The following is an 18,536-nucleotide window of genomic DNA, read 5'->3' as shown; positions in this document are numbered from 1 at the left end:
GAACGAGGTTGCGATGCGCACTTCCACCCGCACTCTCACCCGCAGGGGGATGCTCGGACTCGGCGCGGGCGCCGCGGCCGCCGCCGGGCTCGCGGGCTGCGGCACCGGCTCCCACTCATCGCCGGGCGGCTCGCACCAGGCCGGCGGTTCCGCGAAGCCCTCACCCTCCGGCGGCGACCGGGCACCCGCGAAGCCCATCGGGGACGGCTCGACGTCGTACACGGGCAGGCAGCCGCACCAGCCGGAGGCGCCCGTGCCGCTGGAGCCCGGCCAGACCCCGCCGCAGTTCGTCGTCTTCTCCTGGGACGGCGCGGGGGAGGTCGGCAACGGGCTCTTCCCCCGCTTCCTCGACCTCGCCCGCGAGCACGGCGCGCACATGACCTTCTTCCTCTCGGGGCTGTACCTGCTGCCCGAGTCGAAGAAGCGCCTCTACGACCCGCCGAACAACCCGCGCGGCGCCTCCGACATCGGCTACCTCACCGACGCCCACATCAAGGACACCCTCACCGGCGTCCGCCGCGCCTGGCTGGACGGGCACGAGATCGGCACCCACTTCAACGGCCACTTCTGCGGCGGCGCCGGCACGGTCGGGAACTGGACGCCGGCGCAGTGGCGCAGCGAGATCGACCAGGCGAAGTCGTTCGTGAAGGAGTGGCGGACCAACACCGGCTGGACGGACCTGCCGTCGCTGCCCTTCGACTACGACAAGGAACTCGTCGGCGGGCGCACGCCCTGTCTCCTCGGCCAGGACAACCTGCTGCCCACCGCCCGGGAACTGGGCTGGCGCTACGACGCCTCCTCGCCCGGCGGCCTCCAGGTGTGGCCGGCGAAGAAGGACGGGATCTGGGACCTGCCGTTGCAGCAGATACCTTTCCCCGGCCACTCCTTCGAGGTGCTGTCCATGGACTACAACATCCTCGCCAACCAGTCGGTCAACTCGACCAAGGCACCCGCCCACAACTACCCGGGCTGGCGCGAACAGGCCACGAACGCCTACATATCCGGCTTCAAGCGGGCATACGAGACGAACCGGGCACCCTTCTTCATCGGCAACCACTTCGAGGAGTGGAACGGCGGCATCTACATGGACGCCGTCGAGAACGCCCTCGAGCACATCGCGCGGGAGAAGGAGAAGGGCGAGGACGTCCGGCTCGTCTCCTTCCGCCAGTTCACCGACTGGCTGGACGTGCAGAAGCCCGAGGTGCTGGCCAAGCTCCGCACCGTGGGGGTGGGGCAGCGGCCCGCCGGTGGCTGGAGCGCGTTCCTCAAGGAGGCGTCGGCCTCCTCGACCCCGTCGGGGAACGCCGCCTGAAATGCGGGTTTCCGCCCGTGAGGGGGGTGCGCAAGATCCCCGGAACGGACATGCGAAACTTTTCACATGAGTGCCGCCAGCCGCGCCCCCCTGCGCTCGACCCGCACCGCCGCCCGCGTCCGTGACCGCGTCCGCCGCCGCGCCGCCCTCGCCGTCGGCGCGGCCGTCTCGGCGCTGCTCGTGTCCGCCTGCGGCTCCGGCGGCACCTCGGGAGGCGGCGGCGAGACCGGCTTCATCACCGGCGCGGACGGCATCTCCACCGCCGGCAAGGGTGAGCGGGCCGACGCCCCCGACCTGTCCGGCGAGACCGTCGACGGGGGGCACCTCGACGTCGACGACTACAAGGGCAAGGTCGTCGTCCTCAACGTGTGGGGCTCCTGGTGCCCGCCCTGCCGCGCCGAGGCCAAGAACTTCGAGAAGGTCTACCAGGACGTCAAGGACCAGGGCGTCCAGTTCGTCGGCATCAACACCCGGGACACCTCCACGGGCCCGGCCCGCGCCTTCGAGAAGGAGTTCGGCGTCAGCTACCCGAGCCTGTACGACCCGGCCGGCAAGCTGATGCTCCGCTTCGAGAAGGGCACCCTCAACCCGCAGGCCATCCCCTCCACGCTCATCATCGACCGGGACGGCAAGGTCGCCGCGCGCACCCTCCAGGCGCTCAGCGAGGAGAAGCTCCGCACGATGCTGGAGCCGTACCTCCCGGGCGAGCCGGACGAGTCGGAGAAGTGACGTGAGCGCACTGTCCACGCTCGCCGTGGCGGGCACCAACGGCACCGTGCTCAACGGCGCCCTGCTGGTGGCCCTGCCCATCGCGTTGCTCGGCGGCCTCGTCTCCTTCTTCTCGCCCTGCGTCCTGCCGCTCGTCCCCGGCTACCTCTCCTACGTGACCGGCGTCACCGGCACCGACCTGGCCGAGGCCCGGCGCGGGCGGATGGTCACGGGCGCGTCGCTGTTCGTCCTCGGCTTCACCGCCGTGTTCGTCTCCAGCGGTGCGCTGTTCGGCTACTTCGGCCAGACGCTCCAGGAGAACCAGGACGTCCTGACCAGGGTGCTGGGCGTGTTCATGGTCGCCATGGGCGTCTTCTTCATGGGCCTGATGCCCTGGTTCACCCAGCGCGAGTTCCGCTTCCACAAGAAGCCCGTGAACGGCCTGATCGGCGCCCCCGTGCTGGGCGCGCTGTTCGGCATCGGCTGGACGCCCTGCATCGGCCCGACCCTCGCGTCCGTCCTGGCGCTCTCCGCCGACCAGGGCACCGCCGGCCGCGGCGCCATACTGACCGTGGCGTACTGCGTCGGCCTCGGCGTCCCCTTCGTGCTCGCCGCGGTCGCCTTCCGCAAGGCGCTCGGCGCGTTCGGCTGGATCAAGCGCCACTATGTCTGGGTGATGCGGGTCGGCGGCGGCATGATGATCGCGACCGGCCTGCTCCTGCTGACCGGCGTGTGGGACAGCATCGTGCAGGACATGCAGACCTGGTCCAACGGCTTCACTGTAGGGATCTGACCGATGAGCGACACCAAAACGGGCAAGACCCCGACGGGCACCCCGCAGGACACCCCGGCGACCGGCGACGACCAGGACCTCGGCGCCGCCGGCTCCCAGCTCTCCACCGCCCCGAGGGAAGAGGCCCCGAACCTCCCCTCCCTCGGCGTCGTCGGCTGGATCCGCTGGTTCTGGCGCCAGCTCACCTCGATGCGGGTGGCGCTGCTGCTGCTCCTGCTGCTGTCGCTGGGCGCCATCCCGGGGTCGCTGATCCCGCAAGAGGGCGTCGACGCCATGAAGGTCGAGGAGTTCCGCGAGAACCACGACGTCCTGGCGCCGCTCTACGACAAGCTGGGCCTCTTCCACGTCTACAGCTCGGTGTGGTTCTCCGCGATCTACATCCTGCTGTTCGTCTCCCTCATCGGCTGCATCGTCCCGCGCACCTGGCAGTTCGTCGGCCAGCTGCGCGGTCGCCCGCCGGGCGCCCCCCGGCGGCTGAACCGGCTGCCCGCGTACACCACGTGGCGCACCGAGGCCGCACCCGAGCAGGTCCGCGAGGCCGCGCTCACGCTGCTGGGCAAGCGCCGCTTCCGCGCCCACACCGTCGGCGACGCCGTCGCCGCCGAGAAGGGCTACCTGCGCGAGGCCGGCAACCTGGCCTTCCACATCGCGCTGATCGTGATGCTGATCGCCTTCGCCTGGGGCCAGCTCTTCAAGTACGAGGGCAACAAGCTGATCGTCGAGGGCGACGGCTTCTCCAACACGCTCACCCAGTACGACGACTTCAAGTCCGGCAACCTCTTCGACCCGGACCACGACCTCGCCCCCTTCAGCTTCACCCTGAAGAACTTCCACGGCACCTACGAGGCGTCCGGCCCCAACCGCGGCACCCCGCGCATCTACGAGGCCACGGTCGACTACAGCGAGGGCGCCTACGGCGAGGAGAAGTCGACCACCATCAAGGTCAACGAGCCGCTGGAGATCGACGGCTCCAAGGTCTACCTCGTCAGCCACGGCTACGCGCCCGTCCTCACCATCAGGGACGCCGAGGGCGAGGTCGTCATGGACAAGGAGGCGACCGCGCTGCTGCCGCTGGACGCCAACGTCACCTCCTCCGGTGCCGTCATGGTCCGCGACGGCTACCGCAACGCGAAGGGCGAGAAGGAGCAGCTCGGCTTCAACGCGTTCTTCCTGCCGACCTACGGCGGCGAGGGCAGCACCATGCTGTCGACCTTCCCCGCGCTGATGAACCCGATGCTGGCGCTCTCCGCCTACCACGGCGACCTCGGCGTCGACGCGGGCTTCGCGAAGAGCATCTACCAGCTCGACAAGACCAACCTGGAGGAGTTCAAGGGCTCCGACGGCGAGCTGTTCAAGAAGCAGCTCAAGGTCGGCGAGACCATGACCCTCCCGAACGGCGCGGGCACCGTCACCTTCGACGGCGTCCAGGAGTGGGCCGGCTTCCAGGTCACCCAGCAGCCCGCCAGCGGCTGGGCGCTCGCCGGTGCCGTCGCCGCCATCCTCGGACTCGCCGGCTCCCTGTTCATCCAGCGCCGCCGCGTCTGGGTGCGGGCGGTCCGGGGCGCCGACGGCGTCACGGTCGTCGAGATGGCCGGCCTCGGACGCAGCGAGTCCGCGAAGGTCCCCGAGGAACTCGGCGACCTCGCCGGGATCCTGTACGAGCGGGCGCCCGACGCGCCGGAGAACGCGCCGGAGAACCCGCCGGAGAACGACGACACCCCCGATTCCCCCGACACCCACGCCGTACCTGCCGAAGGGGCTGAGAAGTGACTCTCGCCACCGCAACCCACCTGGCCGCCGCGGCCAACGAGGACCTCGCGAGTCTCAGCAACACGCTGATCTACTCCGCGATGGCGGTCTACACCCTCGCGTTCTTCGCCCACATCGCCGAGTGGCTCTTCGGCAGCCGCAGCAAGGTCGGCCGCACCGCCGCCGCGCTCACCGCGGCCGGCGAGGGGAAGGCGAACGGCAAGGCCGCCCCGGCCGTCACCGTGAAGAAGGCCGGCGGCACCGCCGTGCTGGAGCGGCCGAAGGTCGTCGTCCGGGCAGCGTCCGGCTCCCGCGACGTGCCCGACGGGCCCGGCGCCCACGGCGGCACCGAGAAGGGCGACCTCTACGGCCGTATCGCCATCTCGCTCACCGTGCTCGCCTTCGCCATCGAGGCGGGCGGAGTGATCACCCGCGCGCTGTCCGTGAAGCGGGCGCCGTGGGGCAACATGTACGAGTTCAACATCACGTTCACGACGGTCGCCGCCGGCGTGTACCTGGTGCTGCTCGCCCTCAGGAAGAACGTCCGCTGGCTGGGCCTGCCGCTGACCACCACCGTCCTGCTCGACCTCGGCCTCGCGGTGACCGTCCTCTACACCGCCAGCGACCAGCTCGTCCCGGCCCTGCACTCGTACTGGCTGTACATCCACGTCTCCACGGCGATCTTCTGCGGCGCGGTCTTCTACGTCGGCGCGGTCGGCACGATCCTGTACCTCTTCAAGGACAGCTTCGAGAACAAGCTCGCGAACGGCGGCGAACCCGGCCGTTTCGCCAGCTCCGTCCTGGACCGGCTGCCCGCCGCGGCCTCCCTCGACAAGTTCGCCTACCGCGTCAACGCCGCGGTCTTCCCGCTGTGGACGTTCACGATCATCGCGGGCGCGATCTGGGCGGGCGACGCCTGGGGCCGTTACTGGGGCTGGGACCCCAAGGAGGTCTGGTCCTTCATCACCTGGGTCGCCTACGCCTGCTACCTGCACGCCCGCGCCACCGCCGGCTGGAAGGGCCGCAAGGCCGCCTACCTGGCCCTGGCCGCCTTCGCGTGCTGGCTGTTCAACTACTACGGCGTCAACATCTTCGTCTCCGGCAAGCACTCCTACGCCGACGTGGGCCTGGGCGCCCTCCAGTCCGTGGGCTTCTGACACGCCGGACCGGAGGACGGGCCGCACCACCCGGCCTAGGGCCTGTCTGACAATTCCCGCCTGCCTCGCGACGCCATGCACGCTCCCCCAGAGGGGGCACCCCCACTCGCCGCACCGGGCGCAGAGCCGAGTACATCCAGTACGAGGCTCTACGCCCGGCACGCCGAGAGCACGCACCTGACGCCGCGAGGCCGCCCTCCGGGCGACGACGCGAATTGTCAGACAGGCCCTAGGGCCGCGGGCGCGCGACGCCCCTGACCACGTCCCGCAGCCGCTCCACGTACAGCCGCAGGTTCTTGTGGGCGACGTCGGTGTCCGGGTGGCGGGCGGCGAACCAGAGGCCCTCCTGGAGGCGGGTGACCCAGGCGCACACCTGGTCGCCGTAGGAGACCCGGAGCAGGGCGTACGCGGTCTGCTCCGGCCACCGGCCGGCACCCGGGACGTCGCGGGCGTCGACGTAGGAGACGATCGAGTACAGGTCGGGCGAGGTGGGGCGGAAGTCCGTGCCGAGCAGGCGCAGCACCCGGTCGATCGGCATCCGGGACATGCGCCGGTTGGCCTGGAGTTCGGCCCGTACGGTGCGCAGGGCGGCCGGGAAGTCGTGGGCCCGCGCCACCGGGACCTCGATCGGCGCGCCGCCGACGTACCAGCCCACCGACTCCGACCACTGGGACCGCGACCGGGTGTGGAAGGGCACGACGGTGCGGTAGACGGACTCGCCGCCGATCTCGTGGACGATGAGCGCCGTGGCGGCCAGGACACCGACGAGGCTGCCGCCGTAGGGCCGGCAGTACGCCTCGAACGCGGCGGCGTCGGCGGCGTCCACCAGCGGCTCGCGCATCAGCTTCTGCTCGGGCAGCGTGCCCCCGGGCTCCAGGCCGAGGTCGACGGGGAAGGAGGGCAGCCGCCCGTCGCAGCGCCGGATGAACTCCCGCCAGCGGGTGACGACGTCGTGGGTGCCGTCGATCCGGTCCGCGTCCGCCCGCTCGGCCTCGCAGAAGTCGACGTAGCTGCCGACCCGGGGGTGCGGCACGGTCCGGCCCTCGACCCCGGCCGTGTACAACTCGCCGACCTCGGCGGGGATGCGGTAGAGGGAGTAGGCGTCCACGTTGCTGTGGTCGAAGGCCATGTACACGCTGACGCCGTCGTCGCGGACGACCGCCGTGTAGATGAGGTTGGGCCAGCGCAGGGCGTCCGCGACGCCGTCGAAGCGGTCCTGGAGGTGCCGGGCCAGCTCCGTCGCGTCCGGGAAGTCGCCGACGTCCTCGCGCTGCAGGGACACCGCGTCCGCGTCGAGGGTGAACCGCCGCATGGCGTCACCGTCCGCGCCGCCCCAGCGGAAGCCGCTGCGCAGCGTCTCGTGCCGCAGGGTCCAGGCACGCAGCGCCTCCTGGAGCACGTCGAGGTCGACGGGGCCCGGGATGTCGAAGGCCGCGCCGAGCCAGGTCGGCACGAACAGACCGTCCTCGCGCACCGATCGGGCCGTGCGGATGTGCGACTCCTGGATGTACGCGGGGGGCCGCTCGTCCTCGGGCAGCGCCGCCGCGGCCTCGACGGTCGCCGGACTGAGCGTCCACTCGACGAGGCGCCCGGGCCGGATCTCGCAGCGGTGGATGTCGGTCAGTCGCACGAGGGGTCTCCGTTCGCAGATGTACAGACCCGACCAAGGGAATGCCGATCCGGCGACCGCGCACCTGGTGTGTCGGCACGGTTCAACGGAACGGATGGCCCCTCGAACGGCGGTACGGCACCGCCTCGGGGCGGCCCGTCCCGCCGTGGTCCGGGGCGGTGATCAGCGGAGAGACTGGTGATTTACGCGATGCGGGCGGCGCGCGGCGGCACCGACACTGCGGCGACCGCGCCACCACCCGCCCCGCACCCGGAGGTGCCGATGTCCGGCCGCCCGTTCACCACAGACAAGGCAAGGATCCCGCGACCCCCGTCGCCGACGTCCTGGACGCGCCGCTTACGCGGGGCGCTGGCCGGCGCCCTCCTGCTGGCGGCGGCCGGTCTGGGCGGTGCCGCCGGTCCCGCCGCCGCGGCGGCCGACGGCACGACCGTCCCCACCCGGTACGGGCAGGTCCGGGGCCAGGCGGGAGCGTCCGCGCACGACTACCTCGGCATCCCCTACGCCGCGCCGCCGGTGGGGGAGCTGCGCTGGAAGCCCCCCGCCCCGCCCGCGCGCTGGACCGGCGTCCGCGACGCCACCGCGCCCGGCGACCCCTGCATGCAGGGGAACTCCTCCACCCCCTGGGGCGACCTGGCCGGACCCGGCACGCCCAGCGAGGACTGCCTCTACCTCAACGTCCACACGCCCGCCGAGCGCTCCCCGCGCGAGCGTCCCGTCATGGTCTGGATGCACGGCGGCGGCTTCACCATCGGCTCCGGGACCTTCTACGACGGCGGCGAACTGGCCGCCCGGGGCGACGTGGTCGTCGTGACCCTCAACTACCGCCTGGGCGCCTTCGGTTACCTCGCCCACCCCGGCCTGGCCGAGGAGTCCCCCGAGGGCGTCTCCGGCAACTACGGCCTGCTCGACCAGCAGGCGGCCCTGCGCTGGGTGCGGCAGAACATCGCGGCCTTCGGCGGCGACCCGGGCAACGTGACGATCTTCGGGGAGTCGGCGGGCGGCGGCAGCGTCTGCCAGCACCTCGTCTCACCGCGCACGCTCGGCCTGTACGACCGTGCCATCGCCCAGTCGGGCTGCGGCTTCCCGCTGCCCACCCAGGAGTCGCAGCAGCGCACCGGCACCTCCTGGGCCGGCACCCTGGGCTGCGCCGACGTCGCCTGCCTGCGTTCCAGGCCCGCCGCTGAACTGCTCACCGCCTCCCTCACCCCGGGCACCCGCTGGGTTCCCAACGTCGACGGCCGCGTCCTGCCCCTCCAGATCGCGGACGCGCTGGAGAGCGGCCGGTTCCACCGCGTCCCCGTCCTCCAGGGCACCACCGCCGACGAGGGCCGCCTCACCGTGGCGACCACGTACGACCTGGCCGGACGCCAACTGACGGCAGCCGGTTACCCGGTGGCCGTCCGCGCCCTCTACGGCGACCGGGCCGACGCGATTCTGGCCCGCTACCCGCTCTCCGGCCACGGCACCCCCGCCGAGGCCCTGGGCGCGATCCTCACCGACTCCCAGTTCGCCTGCCTCCAGTCCCGCACGGCCCGCCTGATGGCCGGCCACACCCGCTCCTACCAGTACGAGTTCGCCGACCGCCGCTCCATGGACCACCTGAACCTGCCGATCAGCTTCCCGATCGGCGCCCCGCACGGCTCGGAGATCCGCTACGTCTTCGGCGGCGTCTCGGGCACCCCCGCCCAGAACGCCCTCGCGGCGAAGATGCTCGGCTACTGGACCAAATTCGCCCACACCGGCGTCCCTTACGCGGCGAACGCCCCGCGCTGGAACCAGTACCCCCAGGTCCAGATCCTCGCCCCCGAGGCGATCACGGCGTCGACGACCTTCCCCGAGGACCACAAGTGCGACCTGTGGCTCACGGAACGCCCGTAGTACACCGCCGCCCCTCCACCTCCCCCGGGCCCCGACACGGCCCGGGGGAGGCCCTGACCCGCGTCCACCGGCCCACGGCGCCGGTCCACTCGCCTGGGTGAACACCACCGGCCGGGCCGGTTGCCGGTGGCCCCAACTCCCCTACTCTCAGCGCATTGACCGCTGACATATGTCAGCCGGGTCACGGCGGGCTTCCGCGCCGGAAGACGTCGCGGACCCCATCGTCGAATTCACCGCACAGGGACTGGGCAACCGCCCGGCCAAGCACCTCTGGAGGAACCTGGTGGCCGTGGACCTTTCCTTCTACAAGTCCTACATCTCCGAGGAAATCCGCGACGAGGGTCGCGCCCAGCGTGGTGCCGAGGACGTCCTGATCGTCCTTGAGCAGCGCGGTCTCGCAGTCACCGACGAGGTGCGTGCACGCATCACGTCATGTGACGACCCCGAGGTCCTCCGCCATTGGCTCACCCGGGCCGTCACCGCCCCCACGGCCGAGCGGATCTTCGAGGACGAGTGACGCCGTCGCGCCTCACTCATTCCGGTCCCGCGCCGACCGACCTCCAGATCCGTTCCGGCAGGACCCGCGCGGCCTCCTCCAGGTCGATGTCCCGGATGCCGGCGAGCCAGCGACGGGCCATCGCGACGACCGGGCCGAGGATCAGCGTCTCCAGCAGGGGCTGGGGGAGCGGCGCGAGGGTGCCGGACGCGATGTGCGGCCGGGCCCAGGCGGCGAACGCCGAGACGGTGTCGGCGTGCTGGTCCCGGGCCTCCTGCGCCTTCTTCATCATCCGTTCGTCGGCGTACGGGGAGTGGAGGAGCATCGCGGCCCCGGGGTGGTCGCGCACGAAGGCCATGTACGTCTCCACCACCGCCCGGATCCCGGCACGCGCGTCGGTGGTGGCGGTCAGCGCGGTGATCAGCTCGCCGAGCAGCCGCGCCGTCCAGCGTTCCGTGAGAGCCGTGAGCAGCCCGTCGAGGCTGCCGAAGTGGTGGTAGAGGCTGCCGAGGCTGACGCCGCTCATCTTGGTGACCGCGCTGACCGTGACTCCCTGCTCGCCCGACTCGGTGTAGAGGCGCAGCGCGGCGTCCAGGAGCAGGTCGGCGGTGACCTCACCGCGGTGTTGCTTGGGGCTCATGGGCAGGCTCTCGTCGTCGGGAAGGGGCGTCGTACGGCGTCGCGCGGCATGTTCTAGAACGTATTTCTAGAAACCTCTTCCAATTCTACGCACCGCTGACCCAGACTGTCCCTGCCGGGCCCGCGCGTCCGCCCGATCGGAGGGGAGCGGGCGGGCCGCGGGCCCAGGGGTGCGGAGGGATGAATTTCTAGAGTGGTTTTCTAGAAAGCTGTTTCGGTCTGTGCGCGGGCGCTGCACACTGCGCCCATGACCGGACCAGAAGCTCCCCGGAGCCCACAGCGCGATCCGCACGCGCCCACTCGCCGGGACTGGCTGACCTGCGGTGGCTGCCTCCTCGTCGTCGCCGCCCTGATCGGAGGTGTGGTGTGGCTGTTCACGTCACTCGGTCCCGACGACGACGGCGGCGCGTCTTCGGCCTCGGCCTCGTCCTCGTCCGCGGCGGCCGGTTCCCCGCCCTCCCCGCCCGCGACCGGCACGCCGAGCGCCGACGACCCGTACGCCGGGGGCCCTTCCCCGAGCGCGTCGCCGCCCGACCCGTACGACTCCGGCACCTGCCTCGACGGAACGCTGCCCGACTCCACCACCGCGCAGTCGGTGAGCGATGTCGACCGGGTCCCCTGCTCGTCGCCGGACGCGCACTACAAGGTGATCCAGACCTTTCCGTTCACCTCCGAACTGAGCAGGTGCGAGGCCAACTCCCGTACGGAGTACGCTTTTTCCTCGCGTTACACGATCAATGGTGCCACCATCAACGAGTACGTCTACTGCCTGGTGGGGCTCGGCTCGTACGCCCGCGGCCAGGCGGTTCGGTGAACGGGGATGTGCAGTGAACGGGGAGACCGGGTTCGACCTCGCGGGCAGCGGGGCCGACCCACTGGAGGACGAGGACCCGAGGCACGTCGGGTCGATCCCGTTGCTGGGGCGTCTCGGTGCCGGCGGCATGGGGCGTGTCTATCTGGGCGTCCACGAGGGGCGGTTCGCGGCGGTCAAGCAACTGCTGCCGTCGTTCGTCGCGGAGGACAAGGACTTCCTGCGCCGCTTCGGGCACGAGCTGGACAATCTCGGCCGGTTGCCCGAGAGGGCGACGGCCGCGCTCCTGGCGGGTGACCGCGACGCCCGCCCGCCGTGGTTCGCGACGGCGTACGTACCGGGCCTGACGCTCACTCAGGCGCTGGAGGCGCACGGCGGCCCGCTGCCGGCCGAGGCGCTGTGGCTGCTCCTGCGGGAGACCGCCTCGGGCCTCGCCGCGGTGCACGGGCTGGACATGGTCCACCGGGACATCAAGCCGTCCAACGTGATGCTCACCCTGGACGGCGTCGTCCTGATCGACTTCGGGGTGGCGCGGGCCGCCGAGCAGAGCCAGGTGACGCGGACCGGGATGGTGGTCGGCACCCCCGCGTACATGTCGCCCGAGCAGGCCTCGGGCAAGCGCGTGTCGACCGGCGCGGTGGACGTGTTCGCGCTGGGCTCGGTGATGGCGTACGCGGCCGGCGGACAGCCGCCGTTCGGGGACGAGTCGGGGCACGGGGTCCTGTACCGGATCGTGCACGAGGCGCCCGACCTGGACGCGCTGCGCGCCGTCGACCGTGAGCTGGCCGAGGTGGTGGAGTCCTGCCTGGACAAGGACCACGAGGGCAGGCCGACGGCGGCCGAACTGGTGGAGATCGCGGACCGGCACGGGCCGTTCGACGCGCCGCTGTGGCCCGAGGCGGTGAGCGGCCCGCTGGCCGAGCGGGCGGCCTTCGCCTCGACGGTCCCGGAACCCGGGGAACTGGCCCAGCCGCCCGAGGAGGCGCCTTCCGCCCCTTCCGCCCCTGCCGCGCCGGCCGTCCCGGTGCTGCCGGGCGAACAGCCGGTGAAGCGCGAGCGGCGTGGGCGTACCAAGGTGCTGGCGATCGTGGTCCCGGTCGCCGTCACGGGGGCGACGCTCGGCGTCACGCTGCTCCCGTACGTGGTGAGCGACTCCGACAAGGGCCGGGACGCGGGCGCGGCGCCCGCGGCGACCGGCTCCGCGACGCCGGGCCCCGCGGCCTCCGCCACCGGCTCGCCCGGCCCGAGCGCCTCCGCCTCCCGGAGCCCGGACGGCGGGAAGAAGGACAAGGGCGAGGACGGCGGTAAGGGCGACGGCAAGGACGGTGACGGCGCCGCTCCCGGCGCGGGCGCCGGCGGGGGCGGCGACGCGGTTGCCGAGGCGGGGGCGTCCGGCGAGGGCTCGGACACGGGCGGGTCCGGCGGGGCGTCGAGCACCGGCGGCTCGTCCGGCTCGGGCGGCGCGTCCGGCACGGGCGGCTCGTCGTCGAGCACCGGCGGTACGTCCGGCTCCGGCGGCGGGTCAGGGGCGAGCGGTTCCACTGGGGGCGACTCGGGGGACGGCGAGTCCACGTCGGACACCTTCATGCTGAAGAACGGGTCGAGCGGGAAGTGCATGTACGTCGGCACCCCCGTCGACGACGGCACCTGCTCGGGCGACATCGCCGTCTTCCGCTTCCAGAGCACCTCGGGCGGGGCCTTCAGAATCCTCAACCTCGGCACGGCCGAGTGCATCCACTCCAGGACCGCGAACGCCTGGCTCGTCAAGGACACCTGCGGCTCGTTCGGAGGAGAGTGGCAGCAGGGCGCGGACGGCTCGCTCAGGAACCTCAACACGGGCGGCTGCCTCGACCTCAACCGCCGGGCGTCCAGGATCGGCCTGACCACCACGACCTGCACCGGCTCCGCCTCCCAGCGCTGGACCAGGATCTGACGGAGGCGGGACCGACGGAGGAGGAGGGCGCGGGGAGGGTCAGGCCTCGTCGCGCTTGCCGCCCCTGCGGTCCTCGTCGTCCTCGGAGCCGCCACGCCCGGTGTTCCGGGGGCCGTCCTCGCCCCGGTCCTGGTCCTGGCCCTTGTCCTTGTCCGCGTCACCGGGCCGGTCGCCCAGCGACTTGAGGAAGTCGGGGTTGTCGTCCGGCGCCACCCACTGCCGCCGTCCGCCGCCCTGCCAGGGCGACGTCCCGGCCGGGTGCCGCTTCTTGCCGGCGATGAGCCACGAGAGGGAGCCGGCCAGCGGGAACAGCAGCACGAGGATCGCCCACAGGGGCTTGGGCATGTGGCGGATGTCCTGGTCCTTCGTGCTGATGCAGTCGATGAACGCGTACACGCTCAACGCCAGGGGGACGAGGAACATCAGTACCCGGAGCATGCGGCCTCTTCCAGCGAAAGCGGTGGGGTACAGGGTCGGTACAGGGCCAGCGTAACGGCTCGGGGATACTGGACCGCATGGCTTACGACGATCTTCGCTCCCTGCTCAGGGCTCTGGAGCGCGAGGGCGACCTCAAGCGCATCAAGGCCGAGGTCGATCCGTACCTGGAGGTCGGGGAGATCGTCGACCGGGTGAACAAGGCCGGCGGCCCCGCGCTGCTCTTCGAGAACGTGAAGGGCTCCGACATGCCCCTCGCGATGAACGTCTTCGGCACCGACCGGCGCCTGCTCAAGGCCCTCGGCCTGAAGTCGTACTCCGACATCTCGGACAAGATCGGCGGCCTGCTCCGCCCCGAGCTGCCGCAGGGCTTCGTCGGCATCCGCGAGGCCTTCGGCAAGCTCGGCGCGATGACGCACGTACCGCCGAAGAAGGTGAAGCCGGGCAGCGCCCCCGTCCAGGAGGTCGTCCTCACCGGCGACGACGTGGACCTCGACCGCCTCCCCGCCCTCTTCACCTGGCCCGACGACGGCGGCTCCTTCTTCAACCTGGGCCTCACCCACACCAAGGACCCGGAGACGGGCATCCGCAACCTGGGCCTCTACCGTCTCCAGCGCCACGACAAGCGCACCATCGGCATGCACTGGCAGATCCACAAGGACAGCCGCAACCACTACCAGGTGGCCGCCCGGCGCGGCGAGCGGCTGCCGGTCGCGATCGCCTTCGGCTGCCCGCCCGCCGTGACGTACGCCTCCACCGCCCCGCTCCCCGGCGACATCGACGAGTACCTCTTCGCCGGGTTCCTCCAGGGCAAGCGGATCGAGATGGTCGACTGCAAGACCGTCCCGCTCCAGGTGCCGGCGCAGGCGGAGGTCGTCATCGAGGGCTGGCTGGAGCCCGGCGAGATGCTCCCCGAGGGCCCCTTCGGCGACCACACCGGCTTCTACACCCCGCAGGAGCCCTTCCCCGCCCTGAAGATCGACTGCGTGACGATGCGGAAGCGCCCGCTGCTCCAGTCGATCGTGGTCGGACGGCCCCCGACGGAGGACGGGCCGCTGGGGAAGGCCACCGAGCGCTTCTTCCTGCCCCTGCTGAAGATCATCGTGCCGGACATCGTGGACTACCACCTCCCCGAGGCCGGCGGCTTCCACAACTGCGCGATCGTCTCGATCGACAAGAAGTACCCCAAGCACGCCCAGAAGGTCATGCACGCCATCTGGGGCGCCCACATGATGTCCCTGACCAAGCTGATCGTGGTCGTCGACTCCGACTGTGACGTCCACGACCTGCACGAGGTCGCCTGGCGGGCGCTCGGCAACACCGACTACGCCCGCGACCTCACGGTCGTCGAAGGCCCGGTCGACCATCTCGACCACGCCTCCTACCAGCAGTTCTGGGGCGGCAAGGCCGGCATCGACGCGACGAAGAAGCTGCCCGAGGAGGGGTACACGCGGGACGGGGGCTGGCCGGACATGGTGCTGTCCGACCCGGAGACGGCGGCGAAGGTCGACCGCCGCTGGAAGGAGTACGGACTGTGACGTCGGCTTCCGCCGCGCTGCCGCAGCAGCCGGGGCGCACCAAGGCGTTCCTGCGCCTGGTGATGATCGAGCACTCGGTGTTCGCGCTGCCCTTCGCCTATATCGCCGCGCTGACCGCGATGTACCTGTGGGACGAGAACATCCACTGGGGCCGGCTGCTCCTGGTCACCGTCGCCATGGTCGGCCTGCGCACCTTCGCCATGGCCGTCAACCGGATCATCGACCGCGAGATCGACGCCCGCAACCCGCGCACCGCCCACCGCGAGCTGGTCACCGGCGCGATGTCGGTCAAGCACGCCTGGACCGGCGCGCTGATCGCCCTGGTCGTCTTCCTGGGCGCGGCGGCCCTGCTCAACCCGCTCTGCCTGGCCCTGGCGCCCGTCGCGGTGATCCCGATGGTGGTCTACCCGTACGGCAAGCGGTTCACGAACTTCCCGCAGGCCATCCTCGGTCTCGCCCAGGCGATGGGCCCGATCGGCGGCTGGCTGGCGATCACCGGTGAGTGGTCCTGGGAGGCGGTGATCCTCGGCCTCGCGGTCGGCGTCTGGATCGGCGGCTTCGACCTGATCTACGCCTGCCAGGACGTCGAGACCGACCGGCAGGTCGGCGTGAAGTCCGTCCCGGCCCGCTTCGGCGTCCCGGCGGCAGTCTGGGGCGCCCGCGCCTGCCACACCGTCACCACCGCCCTGTTCGCCTGGTACGCCGTCGCCACCGACGCCGGCGTCTTCTTCTGGCTCGGCCTGCTGATCGTCGCGGGCGCGTTCGTCTACGAGCACACCATCGTCCGCCCGCACGACCTGACCCGCCTGAACAGGGCGTTCTTCTCGGTCAATGGCTTTATCGGTATCGCCCTGTTCGTGTGCGCGCTCCTGGACCTGCTGGTGCGGGGGCTGACGGTCTGAAAACCCTGAGCCTGCGACTAGGCTCGGCACCATGAAGCCAGGACAGACGCAGCGCACGCCTTGGATCGTGGGGGTGTCGGGCGCCTCCGGTACCCCGTACGCCGCCGCCGTGCTCCGTGCCCTGCTCGACGCCGGGGAAAGCGTCGACCTGGTGGTCAGCCGGGCCTCGCGGCTCACCCTGCTCGACGAGACCGGCATCTCCTTCCGCGACGCCCACTGGCGGCACGACCTGCGGGAGTGGCTCGCGCGCGGGGCCGACGGCAAGCCGGACACCTTCGACGTCGACCTCACCGGCGACCGGGTCCGGCACTGGAGCGCGGGCGACCTCGCGGCCGGGCCGTCCTCGGGGTCGTACCCGGCCAAGGGCATGCTGATCGTGCCCGCCTCCACGGCCTGCGTCGCCGGCGTCGCGCTCGGGCTGTCGAAGGACCTGCTCCAGCGGGCGGCGAGCGTGACTCTGAAGGAGGGACGCACGCTGGTCGTGGCCGTGCGGGAGACCCCGCTGGACGGCCGGATCCTGCGGCACCTGGTGACACTGGACGACGCGGGCGCGAGCGTGGTGCCCGCCTCGCCGGCCTTCTACGCGGGGGCGACGCACATCCAGGACCTGGTCGACTTCGTCGCCGGACGCGTCCTCGACGCGGCGGGCGTCGGGCACGGCCTGTACCGCCGCTGGCGCGGCGACCTCGGCGGGGCACGCCCCACGACCCGCCCCAACACCCGCCCCACCACCTGAGCACGACCCGAGCACGACCCGGGCAGCAGTACCTCCCCCCACACGTTGTGACCCACATCTTCAGAACTCTTCAGTGGAAGGCTTCGATCGCATGGACGCGGTGGACAGGCAGCTCATCCAGGCCCTGAGGGAGAACGGCCGGGCCTCCTACGCGGAGCTGGGGCGCCTCGTCGGACTGTCGGGACCCAGCGTCACCGACCGCATCAACCGGCTGGAGGCGGCCGGCGTCATCACCGGTTACCGGGCCACCGTTGACTCCGCCTCGCTCGGCCTCGGCGTCACCGCCCTGATCGGCATCTCCCTCTCCGACGCCGCCGACCACGAGGACGTGGCCCAGCGGCTCAAGGAGCTGCGGGAGATCGAGGACTGCTGGTTCATCGCCGGCGACGACTCCTACATGCTCAAGGTGCGCGCCACCGACGTGGACGGCCTGGAGAGCATCATCCGGCGCCTGTCGGGGACGAAGGGCGTCTCCCGGACCCGTACCACCATCGTGCTCTCCACCAAGTGGGAGAACCGGGTGGGCGAGCTGCCGGAAGAGGTCCAGTAGGCGGGGCGTACGGTTTACGGGGTCTGACGGACTCGACGGACCCCACGGACTCGGTCGGAGAAAGAGGTATCGCATGGACGCCGGGCTCAAGCGGGAGCTGGAGCAGAAGGTCCGCTCCGGTGAGCGGCTGACCCGCGAGGACGGCATCGCGCTGTACGAGTCGGACGACCTGGCCTGGCTCGGCGGCCTGGCGCACGAGGTGCGCACGCGCAAGAACGGCGACGTCGTCCACTTCAACGTCAACCGCCACCTCAACATGACCAACGTGTGCACCGCCTCCTGCGCGTACTGCTCCTTCCAGCGCAAGCCGGGGGAGAAGGACGCGTACACGATGCGCATCGAGGAGGCGGTGAAGCTCGCCAAGGCGATGGAGGGTGAGAACCTCACCGAGCTGCACATCGTCAACGGCCTGCACCCGAACCTGCCGTGGCGCTACTACCCGCGCTCCCTGCGGGAACTGAAGGCCGCGCTGCCGGACGTCTCGCTGAAGGCGTTCACCGCCACCGAGATCCACCACTTCGAGACCATCTCCGGGATGTCCGCCTCCGACATCCTCGACGAGCTGATCGACGCCGGTCTGGAGTCCCTGACCGGCGGCGGCGCCGAGATCTTCGACTGGGAGGTCCGGCAGCACATCGTCGACCACCGCACCCACTGGGAGGACTGGTCGCGCATCCACCGCCTGGCGCACGAGAAGGGCCTGAAGACCCCGTGCACCATGCTCTACGGCCACATCGAGGAGCCGCGCCACCGCGTGGACCACGTGCTGCGGCTGCGTGAGCTGCAGGACGAGACGAACGGCTTCCAGGTCTTCATCCCGCTGCGCTACCAGCACGACTTCGTGGACATGAAGGACGGGAAGATCAGGAACCGCCTCCAGGCGCGGACGCAGATGGCGACCGGCGCGGAGGCGCTGAAGACCTTCGCGGTCTCGCGGCTGCTGTTCGACAACGTGCCGCACGTCAAGGTCTTCTGGGTCATGCACGGCGTGCAGACCGCGCAGCTCGCGCTCCAGCACGGGGCCGACGACATGGACGGCTCCGTCGTCGAGTACAAGATCACGCACGACGCGGACGACTTCGGCACGCCGAACAAGCTGACGCGCGAGGACCTGCTCGACCTCATCCGCGACGCCGGATTCCGGCCGGTCGAGCGGAACACGCGGTACGAGATCATCCGGGAGTACGAGGGGCCCGACCCGGCGCGCCGGGAGGCGCCGCAGCCGATGCGGGTGTGAACGTCCGGTCGCTCTCCGGGGGCGGCTGAGTG

General features: G+C 71.3%; 16 protein-coding genes and 1 pseudogene. 14 read left to right on the top strand and 3 right to left on the bottom strand.

Going from position 1 to position 18,536, the window contains the following annotated elements:
* The first annotated feature begins 13 nt into the window (after window positions 1-13).
* From ACFIF2_RS24460 to ccsB, 5 genes are all read left to right on the top strand, one after another.
* A complete protein-coding gene (locus tag ACFIF2_RS24460; protein WP_395575373.1) occupies window positions 14-1,312 on the top strand; it encodes a hypothetical protein in 1,299 nt (432 codons plus the stop codon).
* 66 nt (window positions 1,313-1,378) lie between these two features.
* Window positions 1,379-2,041: a TlpA family protein disulfide reductase gene (locus tag ACFIF2_RS24455; protein WP_395575372.1), complete on the top strand. Its 663-nt coding sequence runs from the start codon at window positions 1,379-1,381 to the stop codon at window positions 2,039-2,041.
* A gap of 1 nt (window position 2,042) precedes the next feature.
* A complete protein-coding gene (locus ACFIF2_RS24450) occupies window positions 2,043-2,813 on the top strand; it encodes a cytochrome c biogenesis CcdA family protein (protein WP_395575371.1) in 771 nt (256 codons plus the stop codon).
* A 3-nt stretch (window positions 2,814-2,816) separates the two neighbouring features.
* Window positions 2,817-4,583, top strand: coding sequence for a cytochrome c biogenesis protein ResB (locus ACFIF2_RS24445; protein ID WP_395575370.1), 1,767 nt, complete (start codon window positions 2,817-2,819; stop codon window positions 4,581-4,583).
* Window positions 4,580-5,719, top strand: a complete 1,140-nt coding sequence (gene ccsB, locus ACFIF2_RS24440; protein WP_395575369.1) for a c-type cytochrome biogenesis protein CcsB — start codon at window positions 4,580-4,582, stop codon at window positions 5,717-5,719. Before ACFIF2_RS24445 ends, ccsB begins: the two co-directional genes overlap by 4 nt.
* 229 nt (window positions 5,720-5,948) lie before the next feature.
* Here the strand turns inward: ccsB and ACFIF2_RS24435 are convergent, their stop codons facing one another.
* Window positions 5,949-7,349 (bottom strand): condensation domain-containing protein, encoded by a 1,401-nt coding sequence (locus tag ACFIF2_RS24435; RefSeq protein WP_395575368.1) that lies wholly within the window; start codon window positions 7,347-7,349, stop codon window positions 5,949-5,951.
* A 177-nt stretch (window positions 7,350-7,526) separates the two neighbouring features.
* Here ACFIF2_RS24435 and ACFIF2_RS24430 point away from each other — a divergent pair, with 177 nt between their 5' ends.
* The gene (locus tag ACFIF2_RS24430; protein WP_395575367.1) at window positions 7,527-9,227 is read left to right on the top strand and encodes a carboxylesterase/lipase family protein; all 1,701 of its coding nucleotides are present in this window, start codon (window positions 7,527-7,529) and stop codon (window positions 9,225-9,227) included.
* 199 nt (window positions 9,228-9,426) lie between these two features.
* A pseudogene (locus tag ACFIF2_RS24425) lies at window positions 9,427-9,744 on the top strand (hypothetical protein); the annotation flags it as partial.
* Between the two features lie 16 nt (window positions 9,745-9,760).
* Here ACFIF2_RS24425 and ACFIF2_RS24420 read toward each other — a convergent pair.
* Window positions 9,761-10,363, bottom strand: coding sequence for a TetR/AcrR family transcriptional regulator (locus ACFIF2_RS24420; RefSeq protein WP_395575366.1), 603 nt, complete (start codon window positions 10,361-10,363; stop codon window positions 9,761-9,763).
* Between the two features lie 246 nt (window positions 10,364-10,609).
* Here ACFIF2_RS24420 and ACFIF2_RS24415 point away from each other — a divergent pair, with 246 nt between their 5' ends.
* Together ACFIF2_RS24415 and ACFIF2_RS24410 are read left to right on the top strand one after the other, a co-directional pair.
* Window positions 10,610-11,176, top strand: coding sequence for a hypothetical protein (locus ACFIF2_RS24415; RefSeq protein WP_395575365.1), 567 nt, complete (start codon window positions 10,610-10,612; stop codon window positions 11,174-11,176).
* 13 nt (window positions 11,177-11,189) lie between these two features.
* Window positions 11,190-13,106, top strand: a complete 1,917-nt coding sequence (locus ACFIF2_RS24410; protein ID WP_395575364.1) for a serine/threonine protein kinase — start codon at window positions 11,190-11,192, stop codon at window positions 13,104-13,106.
* 39 nt (window positions 13,107-13,145) lie between these two features.
* Here ACFIF2_RS24410 and ACFIF2_RS24405 read toward each other — a convergent pair whose 3' ends face one another.
* A complete protein-coding gene (locus ACFIF2_RS24405) occupies window positions 13,146-13,544 on the bottom strand; it encodes a PLD nuclease N-terminal domain-containing protein (RefSeq protein WP_395575363.1) in 399 nt (132 codons plus the stop codon).
* A 77-nt stretch (window positions 13,545-13,621) separates the two neighbouring features.
* On the opposite strand from ACFIF2_RS24405, the gene ACFIF2_RS24400 reads away from it, so the two are divergent.
* From ACFIF2_RS24400 to mqnE, 5 genes are all read left to right on the top strand, one after another.
* Window positions 13,622-15,079, top strand: a complete 1,458-nt coding sequence (locus ACFIF2_RS24400) for a menaquinone biosynthesis decarboxylase (RefSeq protein ID WP_395575362.1) — start codon at window positions 13,622-13,624, stop codon at window positions 15,077-15,079.
* Window positions 15,076-15,981: a menaquinone biosynthesis prenyltransferase MqnP gene (mqnP, locus tag ACFIF2_RS24395; protein ID WP_395575361.1), complete on the top strand. Its 906-nt coding sequence runs from the start codon at window positions 15,076-15,078 to the stop codon at window positions 15,979-15,981. Before ACFIF2_RS24400 ends, mqnP begins: the two co-directional genes overlap by 4 nt.
* Window positions 15,982-16,012: 31 nt before the next feature.
* Window positions 16,013-16,717, top strand: coding sequence for a UbiX family flavin prenyltransferase (locus ACFIF2_RS24390; protein WP_395575360.1), 705 nt, complete (start codon window positions 16,013-16,015; stop codon window positions 16,715-16,717).
* A gap of 91 nt (window positions 16,718-16,808) precedes the next feature.
* Window positions 16,809-17,267, top strand: a complete 459-nt coding sequence (locus tag ACFIF2_RS24385; protein ID WP_395575359.1) for an Lrp/AsnC family transcriptional regulator — start codon at window positions 16,809-16,811, stop codon at window positions 17,265-17,267.
* A 73-nt stretch (window positions 17,268-17,340) separates the two neighbouring features.
* Window positions 17,341-18,504, top strand: coding sequence for an aminofutalosine synthase MqnE (mqnE, locus tag ACFIF2_RS24380; RefSeq protein ID WP_395575358.1), 1,164 nt, complete (start codon window positions 17,341-17,343; stop codon window positions 18,502-18,504).
* The last annotated feature ends 32 nt before the right edge of the window (window positions 18,505-18,536 follow it).

Source organism: Streptomyces sp. BK79, assembly GCF_044142145.1.
Lineage (GTDB): Bacteria > Actinomycetota > Actinomycetes > Streptomycetales > Streptomycetaceae > Streptomyces.
The sequence above is the reverse complement of the archived record's forward strand: the minus strand, read 5'-3'. Positions and strand labels throughout refer to the sequence as shown.

Coding starts and splice junctions, on each gene's coding strand:
- ACFIF2_RS24390 (WP_395575360.1), top strand. CDS start 16,013: ATGAAGCCAGGACAGACGCAGCGCACGCCTTGGATCGTGGGGGTGTCG.
- ACFIF2_RS24415 (WP_395575365.1), top strand. CDS start 10,610: ATGACCGGACCAGAAGCTCCCCGGAGCCCACAGCGCGATCCGCACGCG.
- ACFIF2_RS24455 (WP_395575372.1), top strand. CDS start 1,379: ATGAGTGCCGCCAGCCGCGCCCCCCTGCGCTCGACCCGCACCGCCGCC.
- ACFIF2_RS24385 (WP_395575359.1), top strand. CDS start 16,809: ATGGACGCGGTGGACAGGCAGCTCATCCAGGCCCTGAGGGAGAACGGC.
- ACFIF2_RS24420 (WP_395575366.1), bottom strand. CDS start 10,363: ATGAGCCCCAAGCAACACCGCGGTGAGGTCACCGCCGACCTGCTCCTG.
- mqnE (WP_395575358.1), top strand. CDS start 17,341: ATGGACGCCGGGCTCAAGCGGGAGCTGGAGCAGAAGGTCCGCTCCGGT.
- ACFIF2_RS24460 (WP_395575373.1), top strand. CDS start 14: ATGCGCACTTCCACCCGCACTCTCACCCGCAGGGGGATGCTCGGACTC.
- ACFIF2_RS24400 (WP_395575362.1), top strand. CDS start 13,622: ATGGCTTACGACGATCTTCGCTCCCTGCTCAGGGCTCTGGAGCGCGAG.
- ACFIF2_RS24405 (WP_395575363.1), bottom strand. CDS start 13,544: ATGCTCCGGGTACTGATGTTCCTCGTCCCCCTGGCGTTGAGCGTGTAC.
- ACFIF2_RS24445 (WP_395575370.1), top strand. CDS start 2,817: ATGAGCGACACCAAAACGGGCAAGACCCCGACGGGCACCCCGCAGGAC.